A 24,696-nucleotide genomic window follows, 5' to 3' on the forward strand; every position below is an offset into this window, starting at 1 on the left:
CGTCTTCGACCTGGCCCGGTTGCGTCACAGTTCACTGAACGGCAGGTGTTTGCAACGCTCAACCCCGGCCCGCCAACGGCTGCAATTTTGCCAGCCGCCACGCTACGCCCAGCGCTATCAGCAGCAATACGCCAATGAACAGCCCGATGCCGTTCCAGCCCGCGTAGTGCCAGAACACGCCGCCGCCGGTACCGGCTACGCTCGAGCCTGCGTAGTAGCAGAACAAATAGAGCGAGGTCGCCTGGCCTCTGGCCACGGTAGCCCTGCGGCCGACCCAACTGCTGGCCACCGAGTGCGCGCCGAAGAAGCCGAAGGTGAAGATCAGCACGCCCGTGATGACCACCGCCAATGGCGTGAACAGGGTCAGGCTCAGGCCGAACAGCATCATGACGATCACGGCCCACAGCACGCGGCGACGGCCCAATCGGTCAGCCAGTGAGCCAATCTTTGCCGAACTGTAGATTCCGGACAGGTACACCACCGAGAACACACCCACCACGGCCTGACTCAGGTTGTAAGGCTCGCTCAGCAACCGATAGGCGATGTAGTTGAACAACGTGACGAACGCGCCCATCAGCAGAAAACCGGTCAGAAACAGCAGTGGCAGGCCCTTGTCGCGGAACTGCACGACAAAGCCATCCAGCAGGCTGCGCGGGTGCAGCGAGCGGGCGCGGAAGTTGCGTGATTCGGGCAGGATTCTCCAGAACACGGCCGCAGCAATCAGCGCCAGACCGCCGACCACCAGCATCGCGGCATGCCAGCTCACGTAGTCGATCATTACCCCGACGATCAACCGCCCGCTCATGCCGCCGACCGCGCTGCCGCCGATGTAAAGCCCCATCGCCAGTCCCAGGTGCGTGGGGTGTATTTCTTCGCTGAGGTAGGTCATGGCCACGGCTGCGAGACCGCTGAGCGACAGCCCGACCAGCGCCCGTGTGACGAGCACGCCTTCCCAACTCGGCATCAGCGCACTGGCGATGGTGAACAGCGAGGCGCAGAACAGCGCCATGACCATCACCGACTTGCGCCCCAGCCGGTCGGAAACCGGACCGGTGATCAACAGGCCGATGGCGAGCATGGCCGTAGCGACCGAGAGGATCAGGCTGCTCTGGGCTGCGGTGATGGAAAACTCTTGCGAGAGCATCGGCATCATCGGTTGCACACAGTACAACAGGGTGAAGGTCGAAAATCCGCCGGCGAACAAGGCCAGCGCGGTGCGCTTGAACAGCGGCGTGTTTTTCTCGATATAGCTGTCACCCAGCGGGACAGATGCCTCGGCAGACACGGTGTTTGACTTGATGGCGGATGGAGCGGCGGCAGGGTTCACGGTCAACCTCGGAGCACGGTTCGGGCAGGCAATGAAAAAATCATATAGCTGGCTAATGATTCAATCCAATATATTATTCGACCTGTTTGATACGTAAAACGACTTGATTGAGGCCGTATGGAACTGCGCCATCTGCGTTACTTCATCGCCGTTGCCGAAGAGCTGCACTTTGGCCGTGCTGCTCAGGTGCTGGGCATTTCCCAGCCGCCGTTGAGCCAGCAGATTCAGGCGTTGGAGCAGGAGCTGGGTACGCGTTTGTTCGACCGAACCAATCGGCGTGTCGAATTGAGCGAGTCCGGCCGACTGTTTCTCGACGAAGCGCGTCTGGTGCTGGCGCAGGTCGACAAGGCCGCCGATGTGGCCCGGCGTGCGCAACTGGGGCAGTTAGGAGAGCTAAAGGTCGGCTTCACGTCTTCCGCGCCGCTGACATCGAATATTCCCGAGGCGATCTTTGCCTTTCGCCAGGCGTACCCGCAGGTGCATCTGGACCTGACGGAAATGACCAGCCAGCAGGTCGCGGCAGGGCTGGAGGACAAGAGCATTCAGGTGGGCATCATGCGGCCGCTGGAACTGCCTGATTCTCTGGAGGTGTTCGAGCTGTTGAACGAACCCCTGATCGCGATCATGCGGGCCGATCATCCGTTGGCGCAAGGCAGCGAAGACGGGATCTATATGGCGGCGCTGGCGGCCGAGCCATTCGTGTTCTTTCCAAGGACCTACGGCAGCGGGATCTACGGCCAGATCCTCAGCCTGGCCCGCGCGGCAGGTTTCAACCCGTTGATCACGCAGGAAGCGGGCGAGCCCATGACCATGATCGGTCTTGTGGCAGCAGGGCTGGGTGTCACGGTGCTGCCCGCGCCGTATCGCCGGATGCGCATCGATGGCGTGGTCTACCGCAACCTGCTCGACCCCGGCGCCACCAGCCCGGTCTGGCTGGTGAAACGCAAGGATGAACAGTCAGCCATGGCCAGAGCGTTTTTCGAACTGGCAACGAAGGGGTAGGGCGCCGGAGCAGGCATCCCCCGACACCGGTCGTGCCCATCGCTGCGCGCGGGCACGATCCTCCAGCCTTGCGATTACGCCCAGCGCTTGAAGATCAGCGACGTATTGACGCCGCCGAACGCGAAGTTGTTATTCATCACGTATTCGTTGCTTATTTGTCGGGGTTCGCCAACGATGTAGTCAAGATCGCCACATTCTGGATCAATCACATCAAGGTTCAGCGTGTGGATGTAGCGATCACTGTTGAGCATTTCGATGGTGAACCACGACTCCAGCGCACCGCAGGCACCCAGGGTGTGGCCGAGGAAACTTTTCTGCGAGCTGAGTGGCATGCGCGAGCCGAACAGGCTGCTGGTGGCCAGCGTTTCTGCGATGTCGCCCTGTTCCGTCGCTGTGCCGTGGCCGTTCACGTAGCCGATGGCCTCGGGCGGCAGGTTGGCGTCTTCCAGCGCCAGCTCCATGGCGCGGCGCATGGTGATCTGCTCCGGCCGGGTGCTGTGCGCACCGTCAGCGTTGCTGCCGAAACCGACGATCTCTGCGTAGATATGCGCGCCCCGTGCCTTGGCGTGCTCCAGTTCCTCCAGCACCAGCATGCCGCCACCTTCGCCGATCACCAGCCCGTCGCGGCCGGTATCGTAAGGGCGTGGTGTGGTGTGAGGTGCATCGTTCTTGAGGCTGGTGGCATACAGCGCGTCGAACACCATCGCTTCGGTCGGGCACAGTTCTTCCGCGCCACCGGCCAGCATCAGCGGCAGGCGCCCGAATTTGATCGCCTCATAGGCGTAGCCGATGCCCTGGCTGCCGCTGGTGCAGGCGCTCGAGGTCGGGATCAGACGCCCGGTCAAACCGAAAAAAATGCTGATATTGGCAGCCGTGGTGTGCGGCATCATCCGCACATAGGAGTTGGCGTTCAGACCGACAGCCACCGAGTTGATCAGCATGGCGCCGAAGGCCTTGATCTCGTCGGTGCTGCCTGTGGACGAACCGCAAGCCGTGCCCATGCGGCCGTCGCGAATGATCGGGTCGTTCAGCAGCCCGGCGTCAATCAGCGCCTGCTCCGATGCGCCCACCGCAAAGCGCGACACGCGACCCATGCTGCGCAACTGCTTGCGCGTCCAGTGTGCGGGCACGGCGAAATCATCGATAGGTCCGGCCAGCCGAGTGTTCAGTTCCGTGAACCGGTTCCATTCGTCCATGCGCCGGATACCGCTGCGATTGGCCGTGAAATTCGCCTGGACGCTTGCCCAGTCGCTGCCGATCGACGTAATGCCGGACATGCCGGTGACCACCACGCGTTTCATCAACACAGGCCTCCATTGACGGCCAGCACTTGACGCGTGATGTAAGCGGCTTCGGCCGACATCAGAAAATTCACCGCACCCGCCACTTCTTCAGGTGTGCCCATGCGCTGGGCCGGGATCATCTTCATCAACTCATCCACCGGCACGTTCTCGTCGAGCATGGCGGTGTCGATCAGGCCCGGCGCAACGCAGTTGACCGTGATTTTGCGTTTGCCCAGTTCGATGGCCAACGCCTTGGCCGCACCGATCAACCCTGCCTTGGAAGCGCTGTAATTGACCTGCCCGCGATTGCCGATCAGGCCGGACACCGAGGTGATGCACACGATGCGTCCTGCCGAGCGGCGACGGATCATCGGCATGGTCAGCGGATGCAACACGTTGTAAAAGCCATCCAGGTTGGTGCGCAACACCTGATCCCAGTCGTCGTCGCTGAGCGCCGGAAAAGCACCATCGCGGGTCAGCCCTGCATTGAGCACCACGCCGTAATAGGCACCGTGGTTTTCCACATCCTGCTCAAGAATTTCCTTACAGGCGGCACGGTCCGACACGTCGAATTGCAGGACGCGGGCCTGGCGACCCAGCGCAATGATCTCGGCCTGTACCGCTTCGGCTTCGCTGCGGCCCGTGCGGCAGTGCAGGATCAGGTCGTACCCGGCCCGAGCCAGGCGCAGGGCGATGGCGCGGCCGATGCCACGGCTTGAGCCGGTGACCAGTATGGATTCAGTCATGCCGGGGCTCCTTCAGCCAGGTAGTCAGCAGTGTTGGGTGGGCAATATACATTGAGGCGCGCAAAGGCGTTGATGTCCGGGCCTGTCAGGGTGCATTCGAAGACACCCATGCCGCTGTCGTCCTGCAGCGAGCGTACAGCGTGGATGTTCAGCTCGCTGCCGACCGGAAAGTGCGCGACGTTGCAGTCGAACTTGCGGCTGCCGAGCAGAAAGCCCAGCTTGACCGCCTCGCCCTTGCTGCGCGCCTGACAGCCGGCAAACGCTGCCACGCTCTGGGCCATCAGCTCCACGCCGACCCAGGCGGGCAGGCGGCCGTCCGCTTCGTTGAACAGCCCGTCGGGGCGCACGGTCAGGCGGGTGTGGATCTGGTCTTCGTCAAAGGCCAGCACCTGATCGATGAGGATCATGTCGCCAGCGTGAGGAATGAGTTCGGCGAGCGGCCAATCGATCATGGTGCATCTCCGATAATCAGGCTGATGTTATTGCCACCGAAGGCAAAGGAATTACTCATCATGTAGCGGCTGTCGCCAGCGGCCAGACGTGCGCCCGGTGCAGTCAGTTGCAGCGCGGGCTCGGATGGATCGGCCGCGCCGTCCCATACATGAGGCGGCAAAGCGTGTTCGAGGTTGTCGGGCGACAGGCTCAGCCAGCAGAACGCGACTTCCAGTGCACCCGCTGCACCGAGGGTATGGCCACTCAGCGGCTTGGTCGACGAGCACGGCACGCCGTTCGGAAACACGGCCTGTACCGCCAGGCTTTCCATGGCGTCGTTGTGAAAGGTGGCGGTGCCGTGCAGGTTCAGGTAACCGATCTGTTCCGGCGCGAGCCGTGCGTTGCTCAATGCTTGCTGCATGGCATCGCGTGCGCCGCGCCCTGTCGGTTCCGGGGCCGAGATATGGTGCGCATCGCAACTGGCGCCCGCGCCGAGCAGGGCAATCGAGTGTTTGCCGCCCGCTTCACGGGTCATGAGAAATAACACCGCCGCTTCGCCGATGTTGATCCCGTTGCGATTGCTGGAAAACGGATTGCAGAGCGTCGGCGACATGGCTTCCAGCGAGGAAAACCCGTTCAGGGTCAGCTTGCACAAGCTGTCCACACCACCGCACAGCACCGCGTCGCAGAGCCCCATGTCCAACGCCCGTCGAGCACTGAGCAAGGCCCTTGCGCTGGACGTGCAGGCCGTGGAAATCACGTAAGCCGGGCCGGTCAGTTGCAGCCAGCTCGCCAGAAAATTGGCCGGCGCACCCAGTTCCTGCTGCGCATAATCGTAGTGTTCGGGAAAAGTCTGTTCACGCAGCCACTGGACCATGCTGCTGCTGGCTTCATCGATGCCCGAGGTGCTGGTGCCGATGATCACGCCAATACGCGACGCGCCGTAACGGTCGATGGCCTGACGAATATCGTCCTCGATCTGCAACGCCGCCGCCAGCAGCAACTGATTGTTGCGGCTGCTTTGCGATTGCAATGGCGCAGGGATCGCAGGCAGTACGTCCTTGACCGCGCCCACCGGCAGCGCACGATCTGCGACCCAGCCGTCTTCAAGGACCATGCCTGAGCAGTCGGCGGCGAACAGTCGGCGAGACACTTCTTCCGGGCCGTTGCCCAGAGCGCAGATCAGCCCCAGTGCATTGAGATGGGCAGTCATGGCGTGGTCTCGCTGTTCAGCGGGGTCACTTTGTAGCTCAGGCCGTCCTTGAGACGGACGGTGAAGGCGTTGGCCGACTGGTATTCGACCAGCCAGCGATTTTCCAGACGACGCTGCATGCCCTGGCGATAGGCAGTCGGGTAACGGCTGTTCAGTTCCTGATCCGAGGTCATGGCAAACATCAGCGCGGCGAAGAGTTCGCGGGCTTCAGGATTCGGCGGCAACAAGCCGTCTGCCTGCCACTTGCCCTCGATCAGCAACTGACGCGCCTGAGGAATGCCCAGCGGGTCCATCATCGACCAGCGCAGGCCCTTGTTCTCACGCTGGATGATCAACATCCAGTCCTGACGCTGATCCGCCTGCCTGCGCTCGATGTGCAACTGCATTGGCAACGCCAGCGTGGGTGCCGTGGTCGGCAGCGGCGTCTGGCTGGCGCAACCTGCGAGCAGCAACAGTGAAAAAATCAATGCTCGGATCATGCTTCCTCACCCTGCAACGGCTTGCGGGCCACTACGTTGACCAGTGTTTCCTCACGCTGCCCGAAGGGCTTGGGCTTGCGCAGCTTCAAGGCTTCCAGAAGGCCGAAGTCCGTGGCGCGGCTCCACCACAGGTAAGGGTAGGAGACATTGCGGGCCTCGAATTCAAAACCCTGCTGGCGGATCATCTCCAGGTACTGCGCGGCGCTTTTCTGAACGTGCATGGGGTGACGGAACAGCCAGCGGATCACCCAGGTGTCGATATAGGCCTCGGTGGATTCGGCGAACAGCAGATAGCCGCCCGGCTTGAGCACGCGGTAGAACTCGGCCAGCGCCTGTTCCTGCTCGACCAGATGGTGAAAGGTCTGGTGGCAGAACAGCAGGTCGACGCTGGCGTCGGGCAGTTGCAGGGCGGCGCAGTCGCTGCCGATCAGTTCGACGTCGATCCCCAGTGCGGCGGCTTCTTCGCGACTGCGTGTCAGGCTGTCCGGGTCGGCATCGACACCGAGCAGCCTGGCCGGGCTGAACACCTTGCTCAGGTGGCGGAACGATTTGCCCTGTCCACAGCCTGCGTCCAGCAACACCGGTGCGGCAGGCAGCGGACCTGTGAGCAGGCTGCGCAGGTCATCAATGGCGACACGCAGCACCCGGTATTGCCAGATATCGCTGCGCAGAAACCACAGACCAAAGCGGGTTTCTTCGACGTAGCTGTCGCTCAGGAACGGTCCGGTCATGAATCATCGCTCGTACAGATTTCCGAGAGCACCCGCAGACGCCGCTTGGGTTCGCTGACGAACGGGTTGCGCTCGTCCCAGGCGTAGCCGGCCAGAATGGAACTGATCATGCGGCGTATGTCAGGCGTTCCGCCTTCATAGAAAATGACATTCTGGAAGGTGTCGTCGTACCAGCCTTCAACGTAAGCGCGGAACGTATCGACACCCTTTTTCAGCGGAACAGCGAATTCGGTTTCCCAATCCACCGTTTCGCCGCGCAACTGACGATTCAACACGCCTGCGGCCATGCTGGCCGAGCGCATGGCGATGGTGACGCCCGAAGAAAACACCGGGTCGAGAAACTCCGCCGCGTTGCCCAGCAGCGCAAAACCCTTGCCGTGCAGAGCCTTGACGTTGGCCGAGTAGCCACCGATGGTGCGTACCGGGGTGTCCCAGACTGCGTTTTTCAAAACGTTGGCCAGCTGTGGAGTTTCTGCAACGAACGCCCGCAGGCAAGCGTCCAGGTCCTCAGGCTTGCCTTCGAACCGCTCGGCTGATGCCACAACGCCCAGCGAACAGCGCCCCTGGCTGAACGGGATGGTCCAGAACCACACATCGCTGTGCTCGGGGTGGATGCTGACGAGGATTTTCTGACGGTCGAAAGGCGGGCTTTCGATGTGGTCTTCGATATGGGTGAACACCGCCTTGCGCACCGGAAATCCGGACGGCGCTTCCAGGTCCAGCAAGCGCGGCAGCACGCGGCCGTAGCCGCTGGCGTCCAGCACGAAATCGGCCTGCACGCTGTATTCGCTGCCGTCTTCGTGTCTTACGCGCAAGACCGGCCGCGGGCCGTCGAAATCGGCGCTGATGATTTCCTGTTCATAGCGGATTTCGACGCCCTGCAACTCAGCCTGATCGGCCAGCAGCTTGTCGAACTCGGCGCGCTGCACCTGAAAGGTGGTCGGCTTGCCGTTGGTGAACGTGTCGCCGAAGTCGAAATCGCTGTACTGCTCGCCACGCGCGAACGCTGCGCCATTCTTCTGCTGGAACCCGGCGGCCTGCACCGCTTCGAGCATGCCGGCTTCTTCAACGAAATCCAGACAATGGCAAAGCAGGCTTTCGCCGATGGAGAAGCGTGGAAACACCTGGCGCTCGACGATCAGCACATCGTGACCCTGGCGTTTGAGCAGCGCCGCAGCAATCGAACCGGCCGGACCAGCACCGATGACGACGACCTGGCGAATTTCCTTTTCAATGGTGGGCACAGGTATTCCTTTTCGGTGGTTCGATTGAAGGAGCAGTGCGTGAGGGCTGGCGACCCATGCCGGTCAATGCCGGCATGAGTGTCGCCATCAGGCCCATCAGCATCAAGGCGAAGTACAATGCCTGGCTGATCAGTTGTTGTTGCAGCAGCAGGTTGAGAAACACGATTTCGCTCAGGCCACGAATATTCAGCAGCACGCTTTCGCGCCAGCGACTGGCCCCGGCGAACGATGGTGTTGCCCAGTGCAAACCGATCCAGTTGCCGAGCAGCTTGCTGGCGATGGGCAGTACGATCAGCGCGCCCAACTGCAACCAGCCCGTCTCGTTCAACGCGCTGTGTACATCGATCTGCACAATACCGAAGGTCAGCAGCAGTGGGATGGCCAGGCAGTTCTGAATGAAGCGCAGTGTTGTCGCGTCCAGCGGCGGCACCCAAGCCTGACCCAGCCGTGACATGCACAGCAGATAGCCTATGCCGAATATCAACGCATTGAGCCGGTAATGCTCGGCCACCATCAGCAGGGAAAAAAACGTCAGGCTATAGAGCAGCGGCTGGCGCAGACGCAGAAGGCGAAACAGCAGCGGCACGCAGGCGCCCAGCAGGGGCAGCAGCAGACTGCCGAGGTGCAGGCTGCCCTGGGCAAGGGCGAACAGGCTCCAGCAGGTCAGGTCGATAAGAATCGCGGTCTGCACCAGCCGGCGGGTCGCGGCGGGCGGGTAATCGATATGGTGCAGGTACAGGTACAAAACCGGGATCGCAGTGATGGCAAACACCAGCCCCACGGCCAGCGAGCTGATCCAGGCCTGCTCGGGCAACAGCCAGATCGCGCAGGCGATGCCTGCCAGGAAAGGAACGAAAAAGCTCGGGACGGCGATTTTCAGGCTTTGCCGGTCAAGTTTTACGTCGATCACTTCACTGAGAATCTGCCCCAGTACCACCGCAAACGCCAAGCCGTACAGGCTCTTGAGCCAGACCGGCGACACCAGCTGTGCGCCGCTGAGCTGCCAGTGCGGCTCTATCCACAGCAACATCAACAGTGGCAGGCCGAAGGTGGCCAGCAGTAATTGGCTGACGATGGGAATCAGCCCCAGCCGCTGGCCAGCCCATGTAGCCAGCGCGAACAGACTCAACGCCATGGCCCAGAACGCCAGGACCATCATGGCTGTGACTCCGACGATCCGGCAGGCGGGTGAGCCTTCTGACGCGGACTGGCCCACGGCGCGAGCAGGAAGCTGAACGCCAGCCCAAGGCTCACCGACAGACCGAAATTGCTGATCGCCGGGGTGCCGGAAATCGCCAGCAGTCCGAACGACAGCCAAGTGGTGACGGCGGCCAGCAGCGTGCCCAACAGGCTCACTGCTGGCCCGCCGACCTGCTCGCGCATGAGAATGGCGTAATCGACACTGATTGCGGTGACCAGCAGCAGGCCGAACAGGCTGAACAGGGTCAGCGGCTGGCCGAGCCAGCCCAGGCTGGCGAGGCTGCACAACGCAGCGAGCAGCGGCAGCGCGACAATGCGCAGTGCGCCATTGAAGCCGAACGGTACGATCAGCAACAGCACGATCAGCACGCAGGAGGCCATCTTCAGTTCGGCGGCGCTGACCTGGGTGCTGGCGAATACCTGATTGAGTTCGCCCAGACGGTCCACCAGTTGCACGCCGTCCAGTCCGCCCGCCTGCATACGCAGCAACGCCGTACTGTTCAGGCCGCGCAGGCTCACCATGCTCGCCACGCCTTCGTCATTCGGCCCCAGCCACAGCGTACGCCAGGGTTCGGCGAGCGGACCTTGCAGTGCCAGGTCGATGTCTTGCGTCGGCAGTGCCTGTAATTGAGCGATTTCGGCCTTCAGGGCACTTTCCGGAACGCCGAGCTGCAGCAGCGGCTGCCAGTATTGAGGCAGCTTCGCCAGGGCTGCGCGGGTTGCCTGTTGTTCGGCAGGCGAGTCCAGCAACTGGTTGACCGCCATGTAGCCTTGCAACTTGTCCATGCTCACCAGTTGATCGAGGCGCTGGGTGAGCGCGGTCTGGCGGTCCAGCAATTCCTGCTGATCCTTGCCGCGCACCAGAAAGAACTGGCTGGTGGGCTGATAGCCGGTGATCCGTGCGATGGCCTGGGCTTCGTCGGTCAGCGACTGCGGGGCCGCGACCCACTGACGAATGTCGTTCTTGGTGGTCAGGTGCCACAGGCCGCCGCCGCAGAAGGCCAGCAGCAACACCAGCAGACTCGGGGTGCTGATGCGTTGCAGCAAGGCGGCGCGGCAATCGAGCATCTGCTGGGCCAGCTTGAGCGGCCATTGCGCGGGATGAATCTCGATTCTGCCAAGCAGCGCGGGCAACAGGCATACCGCTGTCAGGTACGCGCCGACGAGCCCTGCGGCCGAGAACACGGCAATCTGGGTCAGCGCCGGGAACGGCGTCCAGGCCAGCGCCAGATAACCGATGCAGCTGGTGATCAGGCTCAGGCTCAGCCCCGGCAACGTCAGACGCAAGGCAGGCCAGCTGCGCCAGGGCTTCATGCTCCAGCTTTTGGACAGGTAGTGCAGCGGGTAATCGACGGCCACGCCGATCAGGCTGGAGCCCAGCACCAGCGTCATGACGTGCATGCTGCCAAACACCGCGACGCAGGCGACCGCTCCAAACAGCATGCCGACGATGACAGGTACAAACGCCAGCAGCACGCTCCACCTTCTGAACGCCAGCAACAGCAGCAACAGGATGCCAATGGTTGCGCCGCCGCCGACCCAGGTCATTTCCCGGCTGGCCTGCTTCTGGCCATCGGCTGCGTACAGCAAGCCGCTGGCCGCCAGCAGTTGACCTCCGGCCTGGCCCGCTTGCTGGCGAGCGGTTGCGAGCAGCTCCGCGACGTGGCCGGGCAGGTGCATGTCGAAGGCGTCGTTACCGGTGCGCGTGCGCAGCAATACCCAGCTTTTACCGTCGGCCGAGGCGATCAATGCGCCGCTGGCCAGATCCGGTTCGACCGATCCCTGGCGGGGCAAGCCGTTCTGGATGCGCCCGGTCAGGCCCAGCCAGTCATCCTGACTGGGCACGAGGCTAAAACCGGCAAAGGGATCGAACAGGGTTTGCACTCGCTGCTCGATAAAGGCCTGCGGGTCGTCGAGCAGTTGCGCGCGGTCCACGGCCGGCAGCATCGCGATTCGGCCTTGCAGCAGTTGCGTGCGCAAGGCAGGCAGGTCGGCCTGTAACGTCCACTGCACTTTTTCGAACAGGCCGCTGGCCTGCCATTGCTCGGCCAGCGTGCGGGCCAGTGTGATGGCTTGCTGACGGTCCGAATGCCCGACCAGCACCAGCATTTCGCGGTTGAGCGGCTCCTGAATGCGCTTTTCGGCGGTGGTGACCAGCGCGTCGTTATCAGTGCCCGGCACCAGTTCCATGAGGTTGGCCGACAGCGGCGAGCGGTCGTGCCATTGCCAGGCAGCCAGCGCCAGCACGCCCGCCAGAATCAGCAGGAACAGGCGTGGAAGCAGGCGCTCAGTTCGCAAAGTCATTGCGTTGCGCATCGGTCAGCGCGGCTGCGCGGGTGCTGTCGATCATTTTCAAAACCGTGCTGTCGCCTTGGGTTTCCAGCAGTTCGATGCGTTGCACCAGTTCACCGCCGTCGATATTGATCTGCTTGAACACCTGCTGCAGCAACAGCGAACGGGGTGTCAGCGTCAGGTGCCAGGCGTTGGCATCGCCTTTGAGTTGCAGTTCGAAATCCCGTTGCAGGCCGCTGCTGTCACCTTGCAGCACGGCAAGGAACAGGCGGTTCTGCTCGGCTCCGGCGTTCTTGTTGGGCACCGGCTTCCAGACGCTGGTGCTGCCTTCGGCTTCCCGGCGCGCAATGCCGTTGGCGTTGATGCGGTAATCCTGTTTCAGCGGGGTTTCCAGCAGCCAGAGCAGCCCGGCGTCCCTGGCCAGTACGAAGCGGCCCTTGCTGATCAGCGGCTGCGGCAGGGCGCGCAGGTGCTTTTCCTGAATGAAACGCCCTTGCACCACCACAGGCCTGGCCAGTTGATCACTCAGCTGTTGCAGGTCGAAGGCGTGCGCCAGCGACGACAGACACAGCAGGCCGAATACACATAACGCTCGAAGCGGACCGCTCATGGCAAGGCTCTCTCTACGGCATCGATGAAGACCTTGGGCGAGGCCAGCTGCATCTCGTGAGTCTGGCTGTCGACGGCGACCTGGACAGTGCTGGCGCGGGTCAGGCGTTCGCCGGTGACCGCGTCGGTGATCAGGTAGTTGATCTTCAGCCGGTTCTCCCATTCCACCAGATCGGCGCGCACGTTCAGCTTCTGGCCGAACACGGCGCTGCGCACGTAACGCAGCTGGACATCGATCACCGGCCAACCATACCCGGATTCGAGCATCTGCATGTAGTTATGGCCGATGTGGTCGAGCAGCGCGCAGCGCGCCACTTCCAGGTATTTGACGTAATGGCCGTGCCAGACGATGTTCATCATGTCGACGTCAAAAAACGGCACCACGATTTCGGTATCGACCTGCAGAAATCCCTTACTGCGCATGCAGCCTCCAGTGTCGGTTGGCGATGTGTTTCAGGCACAGGCGCAGCTCTGCCTCCAGCGCCCGGTCTTCGATGACGGGGGCGAAGTCCTGGCTCAGTTGTTCATGCATGGCGGCCAACGCAGGTGGCAGCGGGCGTGCATCGGCGGACTTGCTGCGCAGCCAGACGCCCTGATTGGCGGCGATCAGGGTGGCGGCGGCGACCTGCTCGGTCAGCTCCAGCACCCGGATCGCGTCGCGGGCAGCGATGGTGCCCATGCTGACCTTGTCCTGGTTGTGGCACTCGGTGGAGCGCGAAAACACGCTGGCCGGCATCGTGTTTTTCAACGCCTCGGCCGTCCAGGCACTGGCGCCGATCTGTACGGCCTTGAAACCGTGGTTGAGCATGGCGCGCCCGGCGCTGGCGCCCGACAGATTGCTCGGCAAGCCGTGGTTGTAACGCTCGTCCACGAGCAGCGCCAGTTGCCGGTCCAGCAGATCGGCGACGTTGGCGACCAGCGTTTTCAGGCTGTCCATGGCGAAAGCGATGTGCCCGCCATAGAAGTGCCCGCCGTGCAGCACGCGTTCGGCTTCGGCGTCGATGATAGGGTTGTCGTTGGCGCTGTTGAGTTCGATCTCGATGAACGAACGCAGCCAGTTCAGGCTGTCGGCCAGCACGCCGAGCACGTGTGGCGCGCAACGCAATGAGTAACGATCCTGCAGGCGATGCAGCGGCGCGGTCGGGGCGTCGATGGCCAGATCCTGACGCAGCCACGCGGCCACCTGGGTCTGACCCGGATGCGGCTTGGCGGCGAACAGGCGCTCGTCGAAGTGTTCCGGGTTGCCTTGCAGCGCCACCACGTTCATTGCCGTGATGCGGGTCGCCAGTTGCAGCAGATAGTCCGCCCGCGCGAATGCGAGGCAGGCCAGTCCGGTCATCACCGCTGTGCCGTTCATCAAGGCCAGCGCTTCCTTGGGCCGCAGCACCAGCGGCGTCCAGCCCAGTTCGCGGTGCACGTCGACGGCTGCTCGACGCTCGCCACCGAACATCACTTCACGCTCGCCCGAGAGCGTCGCGGCTACGTAGGACAGCGGCGTCAGATCACCGCTGGCACCGACCGAGCCTTCTTCGGGGATCAGCGGCAGTACGTCCTGATCAATGAACGCCTGCAAACGTTCCAGCAGTTCGACACGCACCCCCGAAACGCCCTGACACAGCGACTGCAGCCGTGCCGCGAGCACGGCGCGGGTCGCCTGCGCGTCCAGCAGCTTGCCCAGACCGCAGCCATGGAAGGTGTAGAGATGACGCGGTAACGCTTCGACGTGTTCCAGCGGAACGGCGACCACGCACGAATCGCCATAGCCGGTAGTGACGCCGTAGATCACGCCTTCCTTGTCCAGCAGCGAATCCAGAAACCGTGCACCTTTGGCAATACGTTCGCGGAACGCGTCATCGTTCTGCAATGCAGTGGGCGCCTGGCGGTTGGCCAACGCCAGCACGTCTTCAATACGCAGCGCCCGTTCGCCGAAGGTGATGGTGTCAGGAGCGTGGTTCGTCATCGGACTTCCAGAATGGGTAGAAATTGAACCACTGCTGTGGCGCTTCAAGGCAATAGTGGCCGAGACGTTCGGCGTAACGCCTGGCCCAGTGTTCGATGACCTGCGCACGGTCGCTGCGCCGCCATTCGATGGCATCGGCAAAGGGTTCGAGAATCACGCGGTAGCCGCTCGGGCCCTTGAGACAGAAGAACAGGTTGACCGGGCACTTGAGCAGCCCGCCCAGCAGCCACGGGCCTTGCGGAAAGGCGGCGGGCTGGCCGAGAAAATCGACCCGCACGTTGCGTCCACCATGCAGCGGCACACGATCACCGGCGATGGCCAGCCATTCACCTTCCTCGATGCGCTGGTTCAGTTGCAGCATGATGGCCGGGTCCAGCTCGCTGACCTGTATCAGTCGCAGGTTGGTCGCGCCGGCTTCGCCCAGCAGGCGATTGAAGCGTTCCGCATGCTTGGTGTGCACCAATACGTTCATGGTGACTTTTTCGCCCAGCTCGGCAAGGGCGCGACACACCTCAAGGTTGCCCAGATGCGCGCCGACCAGCAGTTGTCCACGCGATCCGCGCAGGTTCTGCCGCAGGTGCGCCGGGTCTATGATCTCGATCTGGTCAATGCCCAGCCTGCCGTTCCACACGTCGAGCTTGTCGAGCAGCGCATCGGCGAAGGCCATGAACTGGCCGAACACCCGGCGCTGGGTCGGGCGCAGTTCGGGCCGGTTGCTCCACTGTGACAGGCGCTGCTGATACTCGTGGATGCTGTGCCGGGCGCGGCGGCCGAACAGGAAAAAATACAGCACGATGCCATACAGCACCGGCGTCAACAGGCGACGGCCGAGCAGTTTGACGCCCCACGCGGTGAGCTTCATCAGCAGAAAACTGCCGCGCTCTTCATGGTTGGCCCAATGCTGTTTCGATGCAGGTTTCAAGCTCATGCCCGCCACCGTTGCCAGAGGATGACCGGCAGGCGGATCAGCATGCCGAAGAACAGTTTGGCGTGCATTTTCGAGATCAGCGCGTTGTCGTGGAACAGGCGGAAGTGCGAAAGGCCGTCCTGAGGGTAATGAACGCGGGTCGGCAGCCAGCGCATGGCCTGCCTGCGCCATGACAGGCGCACCAGGATTTCCGAGTCGAAGTCCATGCGCCTGCCGATCTGCGTGCTGTCGATCAGCGTCAACACGGGCGCCAGCGGATAGAGCCTGAAGCCGCACATCGAGTCGCGTATCTGCAGCGACAGGGTATTGATCCACACCCACACGTGGGTCAGGTAACGCGCGTACAGGCGTCCTTTCGGAACACTCTCGTCGTACTGTGGATAACCGCAGATCAGCGCGTCGGGATAGTCACGCGACTGCTGCAGAAACATCGGGATGTCTGTCAGGTCATGCTGACCGTCGGCGTCGACCTGCAAGGCATGGCTGAAACCCAGTCGTGCGGCTTCACGAAAGCCAGCCATGACGGCGCCGCCTTTGCCCTGATTGGCCGGCAGGCGCACCAGATACACCTGCTCGGCCTGTGCAAGCTGCTGTAACACCGTCGCGCAGGCCGGGCTGCTGGCATCGTCGACCAGCACGCAAGGCAGCCCTGCTTCACGGACGGCGCGGACCACGTTGGGCACCGCCAACTCGTGATCAAACACCGGAATGATCGCGCAGGGCTTATGCATGCGCAGCCTCCAGCACGATCCGGCCACTGGAGCAGGGCGCGCCTTCGCTGGTGCGAAAGGTGAAATGCAGCTTCGAGCGTTGCTCGTCGAAGCGCAGGGTCAGGGTAAGCGAGTCGCCGGGACGCACCAGTTGCTGAAACTTAAGCACTTCCATCCCGGCGAAGCGCGGCGGCAGATCCAGCAGACGCTGGCTCAGCTTCATCGCCCACTCCACCTGCACCACGCCCGGCAGGACAGGTGCTCTGGGAAAGTGTCCGCTGAAGTACGCGAGATCGGGCGGAACCACCAGATTCAGTTGCAACTCGTCAGCGACGGTCTTCTGATCCAGCAGCTCCGGGAGTTTCGGGCGCTCGGCCATCAGCAGTGCTTCGACGTCGGCCTGAGCCAGTTTGCCCTGGGCATTGAGCGGCATCTGCCGCAGCAGCCGCCAGCGACGAGGCAGTGCCAGGGCTTCGCAATGCGGGCGCAGGTGCTGGCGCAGCGCTTCGGTCAGGGCACGACGGCCCTGTGTCCGCAGTGCAAGCAGGCCACTGTCATTCAGCACGACCAGTGCCCCGAGTGAGGCACGGTTCTCCTGCACCACGCCCAGACGTGCCTCGCGTACCCATTCATGGGCGATGAGCGCCTGCTCGATCAGGGGCAACGAGATACGTTTTTCCTCGAGTTTGACGATACGGTCCAGCCGACCCAGCAGCTCGAAACGGCCCTCGGTGTCGATGTGTACGGCGTCGGCGGTGTGTTCGATATGGCCTGTGGGCAGGTAGGGCGAACTGACGCACAAGGCACCGTCGTCGCCCCGGGTCAGTTCGACGCCCTCGAAGGGTTGCCAGCGCTGTTCGCCCTGACGCCATGCGATACCGCCGGTTTCCGAACTGCCGAAGATTTCCGTCGGCCATTGCCCCAGCCGCACATGAAGGCCTTGCGCTGCGTCGCCTGGCAGTACGCCACCGGAAGAGAACACCCGGCGTACTGTGCTCAGGCTGGGCCAGTCGAGGTTGTCGCCCATGCGCTTGAGCAGGGCCGGGCTTGCGACCCAGGCGAACGACGCGTTTTCGAGGCTGGCGCGCTGCACGTCTTCGGAAAAGGGCAACTGACGACGCACGAATGAACGCCCCGCGCACAGCGGCCACAACAACCGGAACAGCAGGCCGTAGATGTGCTGGGTCGCCACGCTGCCGACCATGCAGGCCTGACCCAGCTCCGCACCCCAGAGCTGTTCGAGGGCCGTGACTTCATTGGCCAATTGGCGAAGACGCTTTTCGATCAGCTTCGGCTCGCCGCTGGAACCTGACGTGCACAGGCTCAGGCGGCACTGGTCCAGATCGAGCGCAGCCGGTGCCAGGGGGGCTGCGTGCAGCTCATTCAGCGGTACATCGCCGGGCTGGTCGGTGATCCACAGATCCACCTGACCGGCCCAGCGCTCGCGGGTCTGTCCTTGCAGGTCGGCAGGCAGCAGCACGCTCACCCCGGCACGCCAGGCGCCGAACAGCGCGATGCCCAGTTCGGCGGCATCTTCGAGGTGCACGGCCACTTGCCGGACGCCACGGGCTTGAAGTCCGCACGCAACGCTCAATGCCCGCGCCCGCCATTGGGCGAGCGTCAGCTCGGGAGCGGTGGTCAGCCGTCGATCCGTCTTGGTGTCGAGCAGCAGGTTTTCGAGAGTTAGCCAGTTCATGCTATCCATTTCATGGGCCGCCCATGACGCGCAGGCGGACGATCAGTTCGCCTGCGAACAGCAGGCCCATCAGTCCATAGGAAACAAGGCCGGTGTAGAGCGTCCACCATGACAGCGGTGCCCACAGCGTCAGTGCGGCCGCAGCAAGGCCGTTGCCCAAAAAGAACACGCACCAGACCTGAGTGACTCGCCGGGTGTAGCGAATGCCGGATTCAGAGAGCTCAGGCCGGTTGATGCGCGCCATGCGCTCAACGATCGGCGGGCCGTAGATCAGGCTCGAGCCGAACAGGCCAAGCATGAACAGGCTGACCAGCACCGGGTACCAGCGCAGCATCACATGGCTGTCGAGTAACCCGAGCACCACGCAGAACCCCAGCGCCACAAGGGCCATCGCCAGGCTGCCGGGTTTGCGCTCACCGGTCACGATGCGCGCAAGCCACAGGCTTCCCAGCAGCAGGGCAAATTGCCAGGGCGCGAAGTGCTCGGTTCCCCAATAGACGGCGAACGGGTACAGAACACCGGCCAGCACCAGGATCAGACCAACCAGCCGTTTCATTCGGCGGCGTTGACCAGTCGGTAGACGGCCTCGACCACATCGTTGACGGTTCTGACGGACTTGAACTCTTCCGCCGCGATTTTCTTGCCGGTCTTGCGCTTGATGTGGTCGATCAGGTCGACAGCGTCGATGCTGTCGATTTCCAGGTCCTGATAGAGGTTCGCCTCGGGAACGACCCTTTCAGGTTCCAGTTCGAACAGTTCGACCATGGCCGCGCGCAGGGTTTGGAAGATGTCTTCACGGGTTTGCATGTTCAATCCTCAGACCGGCTGTCTGGCGCTGACGAACGCCACAAGGCTGTCGACGTTGGCGAAATGGTTGCGGGTGTCCTTGGCGTCGGCATCGATCCTGATGCCGTAGCGCTTCTGGATGGCCAGGCCGAGTTCCAGTGCGTCGACCGAATCCAGTCCGAGGCCCTCGCCGAAGAGCGTCTGGTCATTGCCGATGTCTTGCGGGGTGATGTCTTCGAGGCCCAGGGCGTCGATGATCAGCACTTTAATGTCCAGGTGTAGATCGCTCATCTGTGGCGAGCTCCTTGATGAAGTAGTCATGCAGGTAATCGTTGAGCTTGCGGGACGCCAAAGGCGGCGGACCCAGCGCGCTGAAGGTTGTCGGATCGATGTCGGCACCCACATGCAGGGTGAAATGCACGCGGCGTTGTGGAATCCGGTACCAGGGCTCGGCCTTGGTCAACGTGGTCGGACTGACCTTGATGGTCACCGGCGTGATCATGCTGGCGCCGCGCAGGGCAATGGCGGCGGCACCGCGGTGAAAGGCAGGCGGCTGGCCGGGCTGGGTGCGAGTGCCCTCGGGAAAAATGATCAGGGTCTGGCTGCCCTGCAGGCGTTCCACAGCGGCATCGAGCATGTCCATGCTGCCGTCATTGCTGATATAGCCTGTGGAACGCACCGGCCCGCGCGTGAAAGGGTTCTCCCACAGGCTGCGCTTGACCACGCAGTTGGCGTCACGCACCAGCCCGATCAGGAACACCACGTCGATCAGGGACGGGTGGTTGGCGATGATCATCTGGCCTGGGCGTCCCAGCTTTTCGGCGCCTTTGACCTCGTAGGTCAGCACGCCCAGCCGCGCCATGATTCTGATGAAACGCCAGAACAGCCGGCTGATGGTCCGGCGGGCACGTCGCTGATGGTCTGCGACGCTCCCCGGAAAGCAACTCAGGACTGGAAAGACGAACACGCGCAGACACAGCCCGCTTACCCCGAACAGGGCAAAGCTGAACCCGGTTGCCAGCAGACGCCAGTAATAGGCATCCCGGCCTTTCTTCACTGGTTGCGTTGCCACTTCCATAATCGGTTGTTCCACGGATGCAGGCATGAAGACTGGTGGGTGTGCAGGGCTTGCAACAGATTCAGGGCATGAGGCCACTGTGTGCGTTGCGCGCCTTGCGTATCGGTGTTCAGGGACAGTTGCCATTCGTTGCCCGGCGTCAGCAGCAGGCCGACGGCATAGGGAAAGGGCACGTCGTCGATCCATTTGGCGTAGGCGTGCGGAGGCTGTTCTTCGGTCACCACCAGCAGCACTGCCGGTGCGCCCTCGGCCAGCAGGGCTGCGGCTTCGAATGCGCCGTATTCAAGTCCATCGCCTGCGGCCGCCAGTGCGGTCATTTCGCTGGTCTCGCCACGCAGGATCGACCACAGGCCAATCACGGCGTTATGCACCGACAGGCTGAACTGGGTCGGCGACATGGGCTCGTCAGCGGCCAGATCGCGAAGGATTTCGAACGTGCGGGGCGTTTCGCCGTGGCGGGACACGAACACCAGCGGCATGCGTTCGTAACCCTCGCTGAGTGGCCAGCCGACCGCGAACGCCATGCGCGCCATGCGGCCCAGCCGTCGGCGCTGCATCGCAGGCAGAAAAGACACATCCGGTGCCTCGTTGCTGTCCTGCAACTGTGTAGGGGTGCGGCTCCATTGCTCCCACTCGTCTGCGCTCGCCAGGCCAGGTGCCCAGGCGCGCCATCGTGCAATGTTGAAGGTGATCAAAACTTCTCTTCCCGCCCCTGCGGGCTTGTTTCTCGCTACTTCGATACCAGGACGGCATCAGTCTGGGCGGTAAGTTGAATGAGTGCGCGCATTATCCTTGTGGGGATCGTGACTAGCAAATTTGTTACAAGTAAAGGGTTTACACAGCATCCATTCTCATTCAGGTAACTCAGGCGTACGCCTTGACGCTCACCAGTACAGTCATTGAACTGACATAAATGTGTCGTATTTTTGATAAGGTCGCCGATAAGGTCGCCCTTGTCGTATGCATTGCCTAGACTCGACCACGCTTACAGCCTTTATCGGTCAGTCACGTCGTTTCTTAATCTATCGAGGAATCCAAAGCATGCGTCGCGTGGTATTCAATCAGAAAGGCGGTGTCGGCAAGTCGAGCATTGCCTGCAATCTGGCTGCAGTCAGCGCTAACGAAGGCTATCGAACCCTGTTGATCGACCTCGATGCCCAGGCCAATTCCACCCAGTACCTCACCGGTCTGACGGGCCACGATATCCCGATGGGGATTGCCGAGTTCTTCAAGCAGACGTTGTCTTCCGCGCCGTTCGGCAAGAAGAATCATGTCGATATCTACGAGACGCCGTTCGATAACCTGCATGTGGTAACGGCCACAGCGGAACTTGCCGACCTGCAGCCGAAACTCGAGGCCAAGCACAAGATCAACAAGCTTCGCAAATTGCTGGATGAATTGGACGAAGATTACGAACGCATTTATCTGGATACACCGCCCGCGCTCAACTTCTACGCGGTTTCGGCTCTGATCGCGGCAGATCGTGTCCTCATTCCTTTTGATTGCGACAGTTTTTCCCGGCAGGCGCTGTACGGCCTGCTGCGGGAAATCGAGGAGTTGAAGGAAGACCACAACGAGAACCTGCAAGTGGAAGGCATCATCGTCAACCAGTTCCAGCCTCGTGCGAGCCTGCCGCAGCAGATGCTGGATGAACTGGTTGCCGAAGGCCTCCCGGTATTGCCGATCTACCTCAATGCGTCAGTGAAGATGCGCGAGTCTCACGAGGCGTGTCTGCCTCTGATCCATCTCGACCCGCGCCACAAGCTGACAAGGCAGTTCGTCGACCTTCATCAGTTGCTGGAAACCAACGCACATCCTTGATTTCCCGGGTCAGGGCGTCGGCTCGCCGGCGCGCTTCGGTGATCATGTCCTCGGGAATATCGATGGCAGCGTCCATGTCGGCCTGGAATTTGTTCTGAGAAGCGATCAGACGGTTGCTGCCTGGCGGGCAACCGCATCGCACTTCGTGGCCATGCGTGGCAACCGCCACAAACTCATCGACATAGGTCGGATTGCCCTGGGCGATGAAGCCTGCGCTGCGGCAAAGCGGACACCATACCGGGTCGCCCATGAGCGCCACACGCTGCTCGTCCAGGATTACGCGTGACGAGGTGTTCGACACAAAGCCGCCGCTGGTGGTCGTATCACCTTCCCTGACTATGAATGGCATAGAGCTGCTTCCTTTGGATTGTGGGAAGCCGAATGCTAGGCGCAAAGCCGTTGCACAGGGGGGCCGAGTCAGCGGTTAAGGACTGTTCCTACAGGAAAGTCATCCTGAGGTTGGGAAATGTTGCAGAGCCCGGCTTTTTGATCGGCAATCGTTACTCCAGGCGTAATGATCCGATGGTCTGCTTGATTGATGCCTGACCTGTCCCGCTCCTAAGGTGAACCACGACAGCGAAATCGTGGAGCGATCATGACAACAACAACTTCCCCCGACGCGCGCTGGACGCGTCGCCGCACCGAGAAGCAGCGGCGGCTCGAACAGGTGCGAGCCCTGGCCGACGGCGTGGTGCTGCCGACCGACAAGATCGTCGCAGCGCTGGAAGCCTTGCTGGTGTCCGGTGACCGCGTGGTGCTTGAGGGCAACAATCAGAAACAGGCCGACTTTCTGTCCCGTGCGCTGGCCAGGGTCGATCCCGCCAAGGTGCACGACCTGCACATGATCATGCCAAGCGTCGGGCGTTCCGAGCACCTTGACCTGTTCGAACAGGGCATCGCCCGCAAGCTGGACTTCTCGTTCGCCGGTACGCAAAGCCTGCGCATCAGCCAGTTGCTTGAAGACGGCCTGCTGGAAATCGGCGCGATTCACACCTACATCGAGCTGTATTCACGACTGGTGGTCGATCTGATCCCCAACGTGGTGCTGGCCGCAGGCTTCATGGCTGACAGGGCCGGCAACATCTACACCGGGCCGAGTACCGAAGACACTCCCGCGCTGATTGAACCGGCCGCCTTCAGCGACGGCATTGTCATCGTGCAGGTCAATCAAATGGTCGATGACGTGACTGACCTGCCGCGCGTGGACATTCCCGCTTCGTGGGTCGACTTCGTGGTCGTGGCCGACAAGCCGTTCTACATCGAGCCGCTGTTCACCCGCGATCCGCGTCACATCAAGCCGGTGCATGTGCTGATGGCGATGATGGCCATTCGCGGCATCTACGAGAAGCACAACGTCCAGTCGCTGAACCACGGCATTGGCTTCAATACCGCGGCCATCGAGCTGATCCTGCCGACCTACGGCGAATCGCTGGGCCTGAAAGGCAAGATCTGCCGCAACTGGACGCTCAACCCGCATCCGACCCTCATACCGGCCATCGAAAGCGGCTGGGTCGAAAGCGTGCATTGCTTCGGCACCGAACTGGGCATGGAAAACTACATCGCTGCGCGCCCGGACGTATTTTTCACCGGGCGCGACGGTTCGCTGCGCTCCAACCGGCAGTTGTGCCAGCTGGCGGGTCAGTACGCGGTGGATCTGTTCATCGGCGCGACCTTGCAGGTCGATGGCGACGGCCATTCCTCGACCGTGACCCGAGGCCGTCTGGCAGGTTTCGGTGGCGCGCCGAACATGGGCCATGACCCGCGCGGCCGTCGCCACGCAACCCCGGCCTGGCTGGATATGCGCCAGCAGACCGATGACGGCCCGGCCGCCTATCTGGAACGCGGCAAGAAGCTGGTGGTACAGATGGTCGAAACCTTTCAGGAAGGCGGCAAACCGACCTTTGTCGAAACCCTCGACGCCGTCGAAGTGGCCCGCAAGAGCGGCATGCCGCTGGCTCCGATCATGATCTACGGCGATGACGTGACTCACCTGCTGACTGAAGAGGGCATCGCTTATCTGTACAAGGCGCGCAGTCTCGAAGAACGTCAGGCGATGATTGCTGCTGTGGCAGGCGTGACGGCCATTGGCCTGCGCCACAACCCGAAAGACACCGCCCGCATGCGCCGCGAAGGGCTGATCGCCCTGCCCGAAGACCTCGGCATCCGCCGCACCGACGCCAGTCGCGAACTGCTGGCCGCGAAAAGCATCGCCGATCTGGTCGAGTGGTCCGGCGGCCTCTACAACCCGCCTGCCAAATTCAGGAGCTGGTGATGAGTGCACTTCAACGGACACCACAACCTGTCTCACTGGCCGAGCATCTGGCTGATCTGGCCGTCGATGCGCTGATGGACGAAGCCAACCTGTCGCCAAAGCCTGCGCTGGTGGACCGCCGTGGCAACGGCGCGCATACCGATCTGCACCTGGGCCTGATGCACGCGTCGGCCCTGTCGCTCTGGCCGACCTTCAAACTGATGGCCGAGGCCGCTGCGCACCTCCAGAACCTCGGACAACCGCTGCGCGAAGAACTCGGTCGGCTGGGCCGCGAAGGTGAAGCCGCGATGCTGCGCACCACGGGCGGCGTCAACACTCATCGCGGCGCGATCTGGGCGTTGGGTCTTCTCGTGACCGCAGCAGCGCTGGACGTCAACGACTGCACGCCAGCCGCGATTTGCCAGCGCGCGGCCCGTCTGGCGCTGATCGAGGATCGTCAGGTGGTCGCCAGCAACAGCCACGGCAGCATCGTTGCTCGACGCTATGGCGCAATGGGCGCTCGCGAACAGGCACAGCAGGGCTTTCCTGCCGTGATGAATCGTGCGCTGCCGCAATTGCAGCGCAGCCGCGCTGCGGGCAGTGGCGAGCAGAACGCGCGTCTGGATGCGTTGCTGGCAATCATGACCACTCTGGCCGACACCTGCGTGCTGTACCGCGCCGGCCCTGAGGGTTTGCAGGCCATGCAACAGGGCGCGCAGCGCGTGCTGGAGGCGGGCGGCAGCGCCAGTCTGGCCGGGCGCCGTGAACTGCACGAGCTGGACCAGCAACTGCTGGCCCTCAACGCTTCGCCCGGTGGCGCAGCCGACCTGCTGGCGGCCTGCCTGTTTATCGATGGTCTTGAGCCTGCGCTCGGCCTTGTATCGAGCCCTGCACCGAGGAGTGCCTGA

General features: G+C 62.4%; 25 protein-coding genes and 1 pseudogene. 4 read left to right on the top strand and 22 right to left on the bottom strand.

The genetic code is table 11. The annotated features are described in order from the left end of the window. Positions 1-58: 58 nt before the first annotated feature. On the bottom strand, positions 59-1,327 hold the full coding sequence (locus JTJ32_RS10940; RefSeq protein ID WP_210042011.1) for an MFS transporter: 1,269 nt from the start codon (positions 1,325-1,327) through the stop codon (positions 59-61). Positions 1,328-1,444: 117 nt separating this feature from the next. On the opposite strand from JTJ32_RS10940, the gene JTJ32_RS10945 reads away from it, so the two are divergent. Next, positions 1,445-2,329 carry a LysR family transcriptional regulator gene (locus tag JTJ32_RS10945; protein WP_210042012.1) on the top strand — a complete coding sequence of 295 codons (885 nt, stop codon included), beginning with the start codon at positions 1,445-1,447 and terminating at the stop codon, positions 2,327-2,329. Positions 2,330-2,403: 74 nt separating this feature from the next. Here JTJ32_RS10945 and JTJ32_RS10950 read toward each other — a convergent pair whose 3' ends face one another. From JTJ32_RS10950 to JTJ32_RS11045, 20 genes are read right to left on the bottom strand one after another with little or no spacing between them, the layout of a single operon-like run. Then, positions 2,404-3,630, bottom strand: coding sequence for a beta-ketoacyl-ACP synthase (locus JTJ32_RS10950; protein ID WP_210042014.1), 1,227 nt, complete (start codon positions 3,628-3,630; stop codon positions 2,404-2,406). Beyond that, entirely contained in the window at positions 3,630-4,358 is a 729-nt protein-coding gene (fabG, locus tag JTJ32_RS10955) for a 3-oxoacyl-ACP reductase FabG (RefSeq protein ID WP_184322299.1), read from the bottom strand. Before fabG ends, JTJ32_RS10950 begins: the two co-directional genes overlap by 1 nt. Continuing rightward, positions 4,355-4,810 (bottom strand): hotdog family protein, encoded by a 456-nt coding sequence (locus JTJ32_RS10960; protein ID WP_099228750.1) that lies wholly within the window; start codon positions 4,808-4,810, stop codon positions 4,355-4,357. The genes fabG and JTJ32_RS10960 overlap by 4 nt, the downstream gene beginning before the upstream one ends. Then, positions 4,807-6,003 (bottom strand): beta-ketoacyl-[acyl-carrier-protein] synthase family protein, encoded by a 1,197-nt coding sequence (locus JTJ32_RS10965; protein ID WP_210042016.1) that lies wholly within the window; start codon positions 6,001-6,003, stop codon positions 4,807-4,809. Before JTJ32_RS10965 ends, JTJ32_RS10960 begins: the two co-directional genes overlap by 4 nt. Further along, positions 6,000-6,482: a YajG family lipoprotein gene (locus JTJ32_RS10970; protein ID WP_184322298.1), complete on the bottom strand. Its 483-nt coding sequence runs from the start codon at positions 6,480-6,482 to the stop codon at positions 6,000-6,002. The genes JTJ32_RS10965 and JTJ32_RS10970 overlap by 4 nt, the downstream gene beginning before the upstream one ends. After that, a complete protein-coding gene (locus tag JTJ32_RS10975; protein ID WP_099228747.1) occupies positions 6,479-7,213 on the bottom strand; it encodes a class I SAM-dependent methyltransferase in 735 nt (244 codons plus the stop codon). Before JTJ32_RS10975 ends, JTJ32_RS10970 begins: the two co-directional genes overlap by 4 nt. Continuing rightward, entirely contained in the window at positions 7,210-8,457 is a 1,248-nt protein-coding gene (locus JTJ32_RS10980) for an NAD(P)/FAD-dependent oxidoreductase (RefSeq protein WP_099228746.1), read from the bottom strand. Before JTJ32_RS10980 ends, JTJ32_RS10975 begins: the two co-directional genes overlap by 4 nt. Beyond that, positions 8,444-9,616, bottom strand: a complete 1,173-nt coding sequence (locus tag JTJ32_RS10985; RefSeq protein ID WP_210042018.1) for a sodium:proton antiporter — start codon at positions 9,614-9,616, stop codon at positions 8,444-8,446. The genes JTJ32_RS10980 and JTJ32_RS10985 overlap by 14 nt, the downstream gene beginning before the upstream one ends. Beyond that, the gene (locus JTJ32_RS10990) at positions 9,613-11,961 is read right to left on the bottom strand and encodes an MMPL family transporter (RefSeq protein WP_210042020.1); all 2,349 of its coding nucleotides are present in this window, start codon (positions 11,959-11,961) and stop codon (positions 9,613-9,615) included. Before JTJ32_RS10990 ends, JTJ32_RS10985 begins: the two co-directional genes overlap by 4 nt. Then, entirely contained in the window at positions 11,945-12,559 is a 615-nt protein-coding gene (locus JTJ32_RS10995; protein WP_210042021.1) for an outer membrane lipoprotein carrier protein LolA, read from the bottom strand. Before JTJ32_RS10995 ends, JTJ32_RS10990 begins: the two co-directional genes overlap by 17 nt. Next, positions 12,556-12,981 (bottom strand): acyl-CoA thioesterase, encoded by a 426-nt coding sequence (locus JTJ32_RS11000; protein WP_210042022.1) that lies wholly within the window; start codon positions 12,979-12,981, stop codon positions 12,556-12,558. Before JTJ32_RS11000 ends, JTJ32_RS10995 begins: the two co-directional genes overlap by 4 nt. Beyond that, the gene (locus JTJ32_RS11005; protein WP_210042023.1) at positions 12,971-14,518 is read right to left on the bottom strand and encodes an HAL/PAL/TAL family ammonia-lyase; all 1,548 of its coding nucleotides are present in this window, start codon (positions 14,516-14,518) and stop codon (positions 12,971-12,973) included. Before JTJ32_RS11005 ends, JTJ32_RS11000 begins: the two co-directional genes overlap by 11 nt. Further along, entirely contained in the window at positions 14,499-15,446 is a 948-nt protein-coding gene (locus tag JTJ32_RS11010) for a lysophospholipid acyltransferase family protein (protein ID WP_099228741.1), read from the bottom strand. Before JTJ32_RS11010 ends, JTJ32_RS11005 begins: the two co-directional genes overlap by 20 nt. Beyond that, positions 15,443-16,177, bottom strand: coding sequence for a glycosyltransferase family 2 protein (locus tag JTJ32_RS11015; protein ID WP_210042024.1), 735 nt, complete (start codon positions 16,175-16,177; stop codon positions 15,443-15,445). Before JTJ32_RS11015 ends, JTJ32_RS11010 begins: the two co-directional genes overlap by 4 nt. Continuing rightward, positions 16,170-17,852 carry an acyl-CoA synthetase family protein gene (locus JTJ32_RS11020; protein ID WP_210042025.1) on the bottom strand — a complete coding sequence of 561 codons (1,683 nt, stop codon included), beginning with the start codon at positions 17,850-17,852 and terminating at the stop codon, positions 16,170-16,172. Before JTJ32_RS11020 ends, JTJ32_RS11015 begins: the two co-directional genes overlap by 8 nt. 10 nt (positions 17,853-17,862) lie before the next feature. Beyond that, on the bottom strand, positions 17,863-18,408 hold the full coding sequence (locus JTJ32_RS11025; protein WP_004880353.1) for a COG4648 family protein: 546 nt from the start codon (positions 18,406-18,408) through the stop codon (positions 17,863-17,865). Then, complete coding sequence (locus JTJ32_RS11030) at positions 18,405-18,659, bottom strand: acyl carrier protein (RefSeq protein ID WP_099228738.1); 255 nt, start codon at positions 18,657-18,659, stop codon at positions 18,405-18,407. Before JTJ32_RS11030 ends, JTJ32_RS11025 begins: the two co-directional genes overlap by 4 nt. A gap of 9 nt (positions 18,660-18,668) precedes the next feature. Then, positions 18,669-18,929 carry a phosphopantetheine-binding protein gene (locus JTJ32_RS11035; RefSeq protein WP_099228737.1) on the bottom strand — a complete coding sequence of 87 codons (261 nt, stop codon included), beginning with the start codon at positions 18,927-18,929 and terminating at the stop codon, positions 18,669-18,671. Beyond that, the gene (locus tag JTJ32_RS11040; protein WP_210042026.1) at positions 18,904-19,716 is read right to left on the bottom strand and encodes a lysophospholipid acyltransferase family protein; all 813 of its coding nucleotides are present in this window, start codon (positions 19,714-19,716) and stop codon (positions 18,904-18,906) included. The genes JTJ32_RS11035 and JTJ32_RS11040 overlap by 26 nt, the downstream gene beginning before the upstream one ends. Further along, entirely contained in the window at positions 19,692-20,411 is a 720-nt protein-coding gene (locus JTJ32_RS11045) for a beta-ketoacyl synthase chain length factor (protein ID WP_099228735.1), read from the bottom strand. Before JTJ32_RS11045 ends, JTJ32_RS11040 begins: the two co-directional genes overlap by 25 nt. A gap of 346 nt (positions 20,412-20,757) precedes the next feature. On the opposite strand from JTJ32_RS11045, the gene JTJ32_RS11050 reads away from it, so the two are divergent. Further along, positions 20,758-21,537 carry a ParA family protein gene (locus tag JTJ32_RS11050; protein ID WP_210042028.1) on the top strand — a complete coding sequence of 260 codons (780 nt, stop codon included), beginning with the start codon at positions 20,758-20,760 and terminating at the stop codon, positions 21,535-21,537. A 54-nt stretch (positions 21,538-21,591) separates the two neighbouring features. Here the strand turns inward: JTJ32_RS11050 and JTJ32_RS26590 are convergent. Next, positions 21,592-21,886 (bottom strand): annotated as a pseudogene (locus tag JTJ32_RS26590) (PAAR domain-containing protein); the annotation flags it as partial. A gap of 246 nt (positions 21,887-22,132) precedes the next feature. Between JTJ32_RS26590 and mdcA the strand changes: the two are divergent. Both mdcA and JTJ32_RS11065 read left to right on the top strand, forming a co-directional pair. After that, positions 22,133-23,809: a malonate decarboxylase subunit alpha gene (mdcA, locus tag JTJ32_RS11060; protein WP_210042030.1), complete on the top strand. Its 1,677-nt coding sequence runs from the start codon at positions 22,133-22,135 to the stop codon at positions 23,807-23,809. Further along, positions 23,809-24,696 (top strand): triphosphoribosyl-dephospho-CoA synthase, encoded by an 888-nt coding sequence (locus JTJ32_RS11065; RefSeq protein ID WP_210042032.1) that lies wholly within the window; start codon positions 23,809-23,811, stop codon positions 24,694-24,696. The genes mdcA and JTJ32_RS11065 overlap by 1 nt, the downstream gene beginning before the upstream one ends.

Source organism: Pseudomonas alliivorans, from assembly GCF_017826695.1.
Classification (GTDB): Bacteria; Pseudomonadota; Gammaproteobacteria; order Pseudomonadales; family Pseudomonadaceae; genus Aquipseudomonas; species Aquipseudomonas alliivorans.

What these genes read in the sequence shown, in the direction of transcription:
- JTJ32_RS11035 (WP_099228737.1), bottom strand. Translation starts at nt 18,929, where the DNA reads ATGAGCGATCTACACCTGGACATTAAAGTGCTGATCATCGACGCCCTG.
- JTJ32_RS11065 (WP_210042032.1), top strand. Translation starts at nt 23,809, where the DNA reads ATGAGTGCACTTCAACGGACACCACAACCTGTCTCACTGGCCGAGCAT.
- JTJ32_RS10950 (WP_210042014.1), bottom strand. Translation starts at nt 3,630, where the DNA reads ATGAAACGCGTGGTGGTCACCGGCATGTCCGGCATTACGTCGATCGGC.
- JTJ32_RS10985 (WP_210042018.1), bottom strand. Translation starts at nt 9,616, where the DNA reads ATGATGGTCCTGGCGTTCTGGGCCATGGCGTTGAGTCTGTTCGCGCTG.
- JTJ32_RS11020 (WP_210042025.1), bottom strand. Translation starts at nt 17,852, where the DNA reads ATGAACTGGCTAACTCTCGAAAACCTGCTGCTCGACACCAAGACGGAT.
- JTJ32_RS10995 (WP_210042021.1), bottom strand. Translation starts at nt 12,559, where the DNA reads ATGAGCGGTCCGCTTCGAGCGTTATGTGTATTCGGCCTGCTGTGTCTG.
- JTJ32_RS10975 (WP_099228747.1), bottom strand. Translation starts at nt 7,213, where the DNA reads ATGACCGGACCGTTCCTGAGCGACAGCTACGTCGAAGAAACCCGCTTT.
- JTJ32_RS11025 (WP_004880353.1), bottom strand. Translation starts at nt 18,408, where the DNA reads ATGAAACGGCTGGTTGGTCTGATCCTGGTGCTGGCCGGTGTTCTGTAC.
- JTJ32_RS10970 (WP_184322298.1), bottom strand. Translation starts at nt 6,482, where the DNA reads ATGATCCGAGCATTGATTTTTTCACTGTTGCTGCTCGCAGGTTGCGCC.
- JTJ32_RS10965 (WP_210042016.1), bottom strand. Translation starts at nt 6,003, where the DNA reads ATGACTGCCCATCTCAATGCACTGGGGCTGATCTGCGCTCTGGGCAAC.
- fabG (WP_184322299.1), bottom strand. Translation starts at nt 4,358, where the DNA reads ATGACTGAATCCATACTGGTCACCGGCTCAAGCCGTGGCATCGGCCGC.
- JTJ32_RS10960 (WP_099228750.1), bottom strand. Translation starts at nt 4,810, where the DNA reads ATGATCGATTGGCCGCTCGCCGAACTCATTCCTCACGCTGGCGACATG.
- JTJ32_RS11000 (WP_210042022.1), bottom strand. Translation starts at nt 12,981, where the DNA reads ATGCGCAGTAAGGGATTTCTGCAGGTCGATACCGAAATCGTGGTGCCG.
- JTJ32_RS11040 (WP_210042026.1), bottom strand. Translation starts at nt 19,716, where the DNA reads ATGGAAGTGGCAACGCAACCAGTGAAGAAAGGCCGGGATGCCTATTAC.
- mdcA (WP_210042030.1), top strand. Translation starts at nt 22,133, where the DNA reads ATGACAACAACAACTTCCCCCGACGCGCGCTGGACGCGTCGCCGCACC.
- JTJ32_RS11050 (WP_210042028.1), top strand. Translation starts at nt 20,758, where the DNA reads ATGCGTCGCGTGGTATTCAATCAGAAAGGCGGTGTCGGCAAGTCGAGC.
- JTJ32_RS10990 (WP_210042020.1), bottom strand. Translation starts at nt 11,961, where the DNA reads ATGACTTTGCGAACTGAGCGCCTGCTTCCACGCCTGTTCCTGCTGATT.
- JTJ32_RS11015 (WP_210042024.1), bottom strand. Translation starts at nt 16,177, where the DNA reads ATGCATAAGCCCTGCGCGATCATTCCGGTGTTTGATCACGAGTTGGCG.
- JTJ32_RS11030 (WP_099228738.1), bottom strand. Translation starts at nt 18,659, where the DNA reads ATGCAAACCCGTGAAGACATCTTCCAAACCCTGCGCGCGGCCATGGTC.
- JTJ32_RS11005 (WP_210042023.1), bottom strand. Translation starts at nt 14,518, where the DNA reads ATGACGAACCACGCTCCTGACACCATCACCTTCGGCGAACGGGCGCTG.
- JTJ32_RS11010 (WP_099228741.1), bottom strand. Translation starts at nt 15,446, where the DNA reads ATGAGCTTGAAACCTGCATCGAAACAGCATTGGGCCAACCATGAAGAG.
- JTJ32_RS10945 (WP_210042012.1), top strand. Translation starts at nt 1,445, where the DNA reads ATGGAACTGCGCCATCTGCGTTACTTCATCGCCGTTGCCGAAGAGCTG.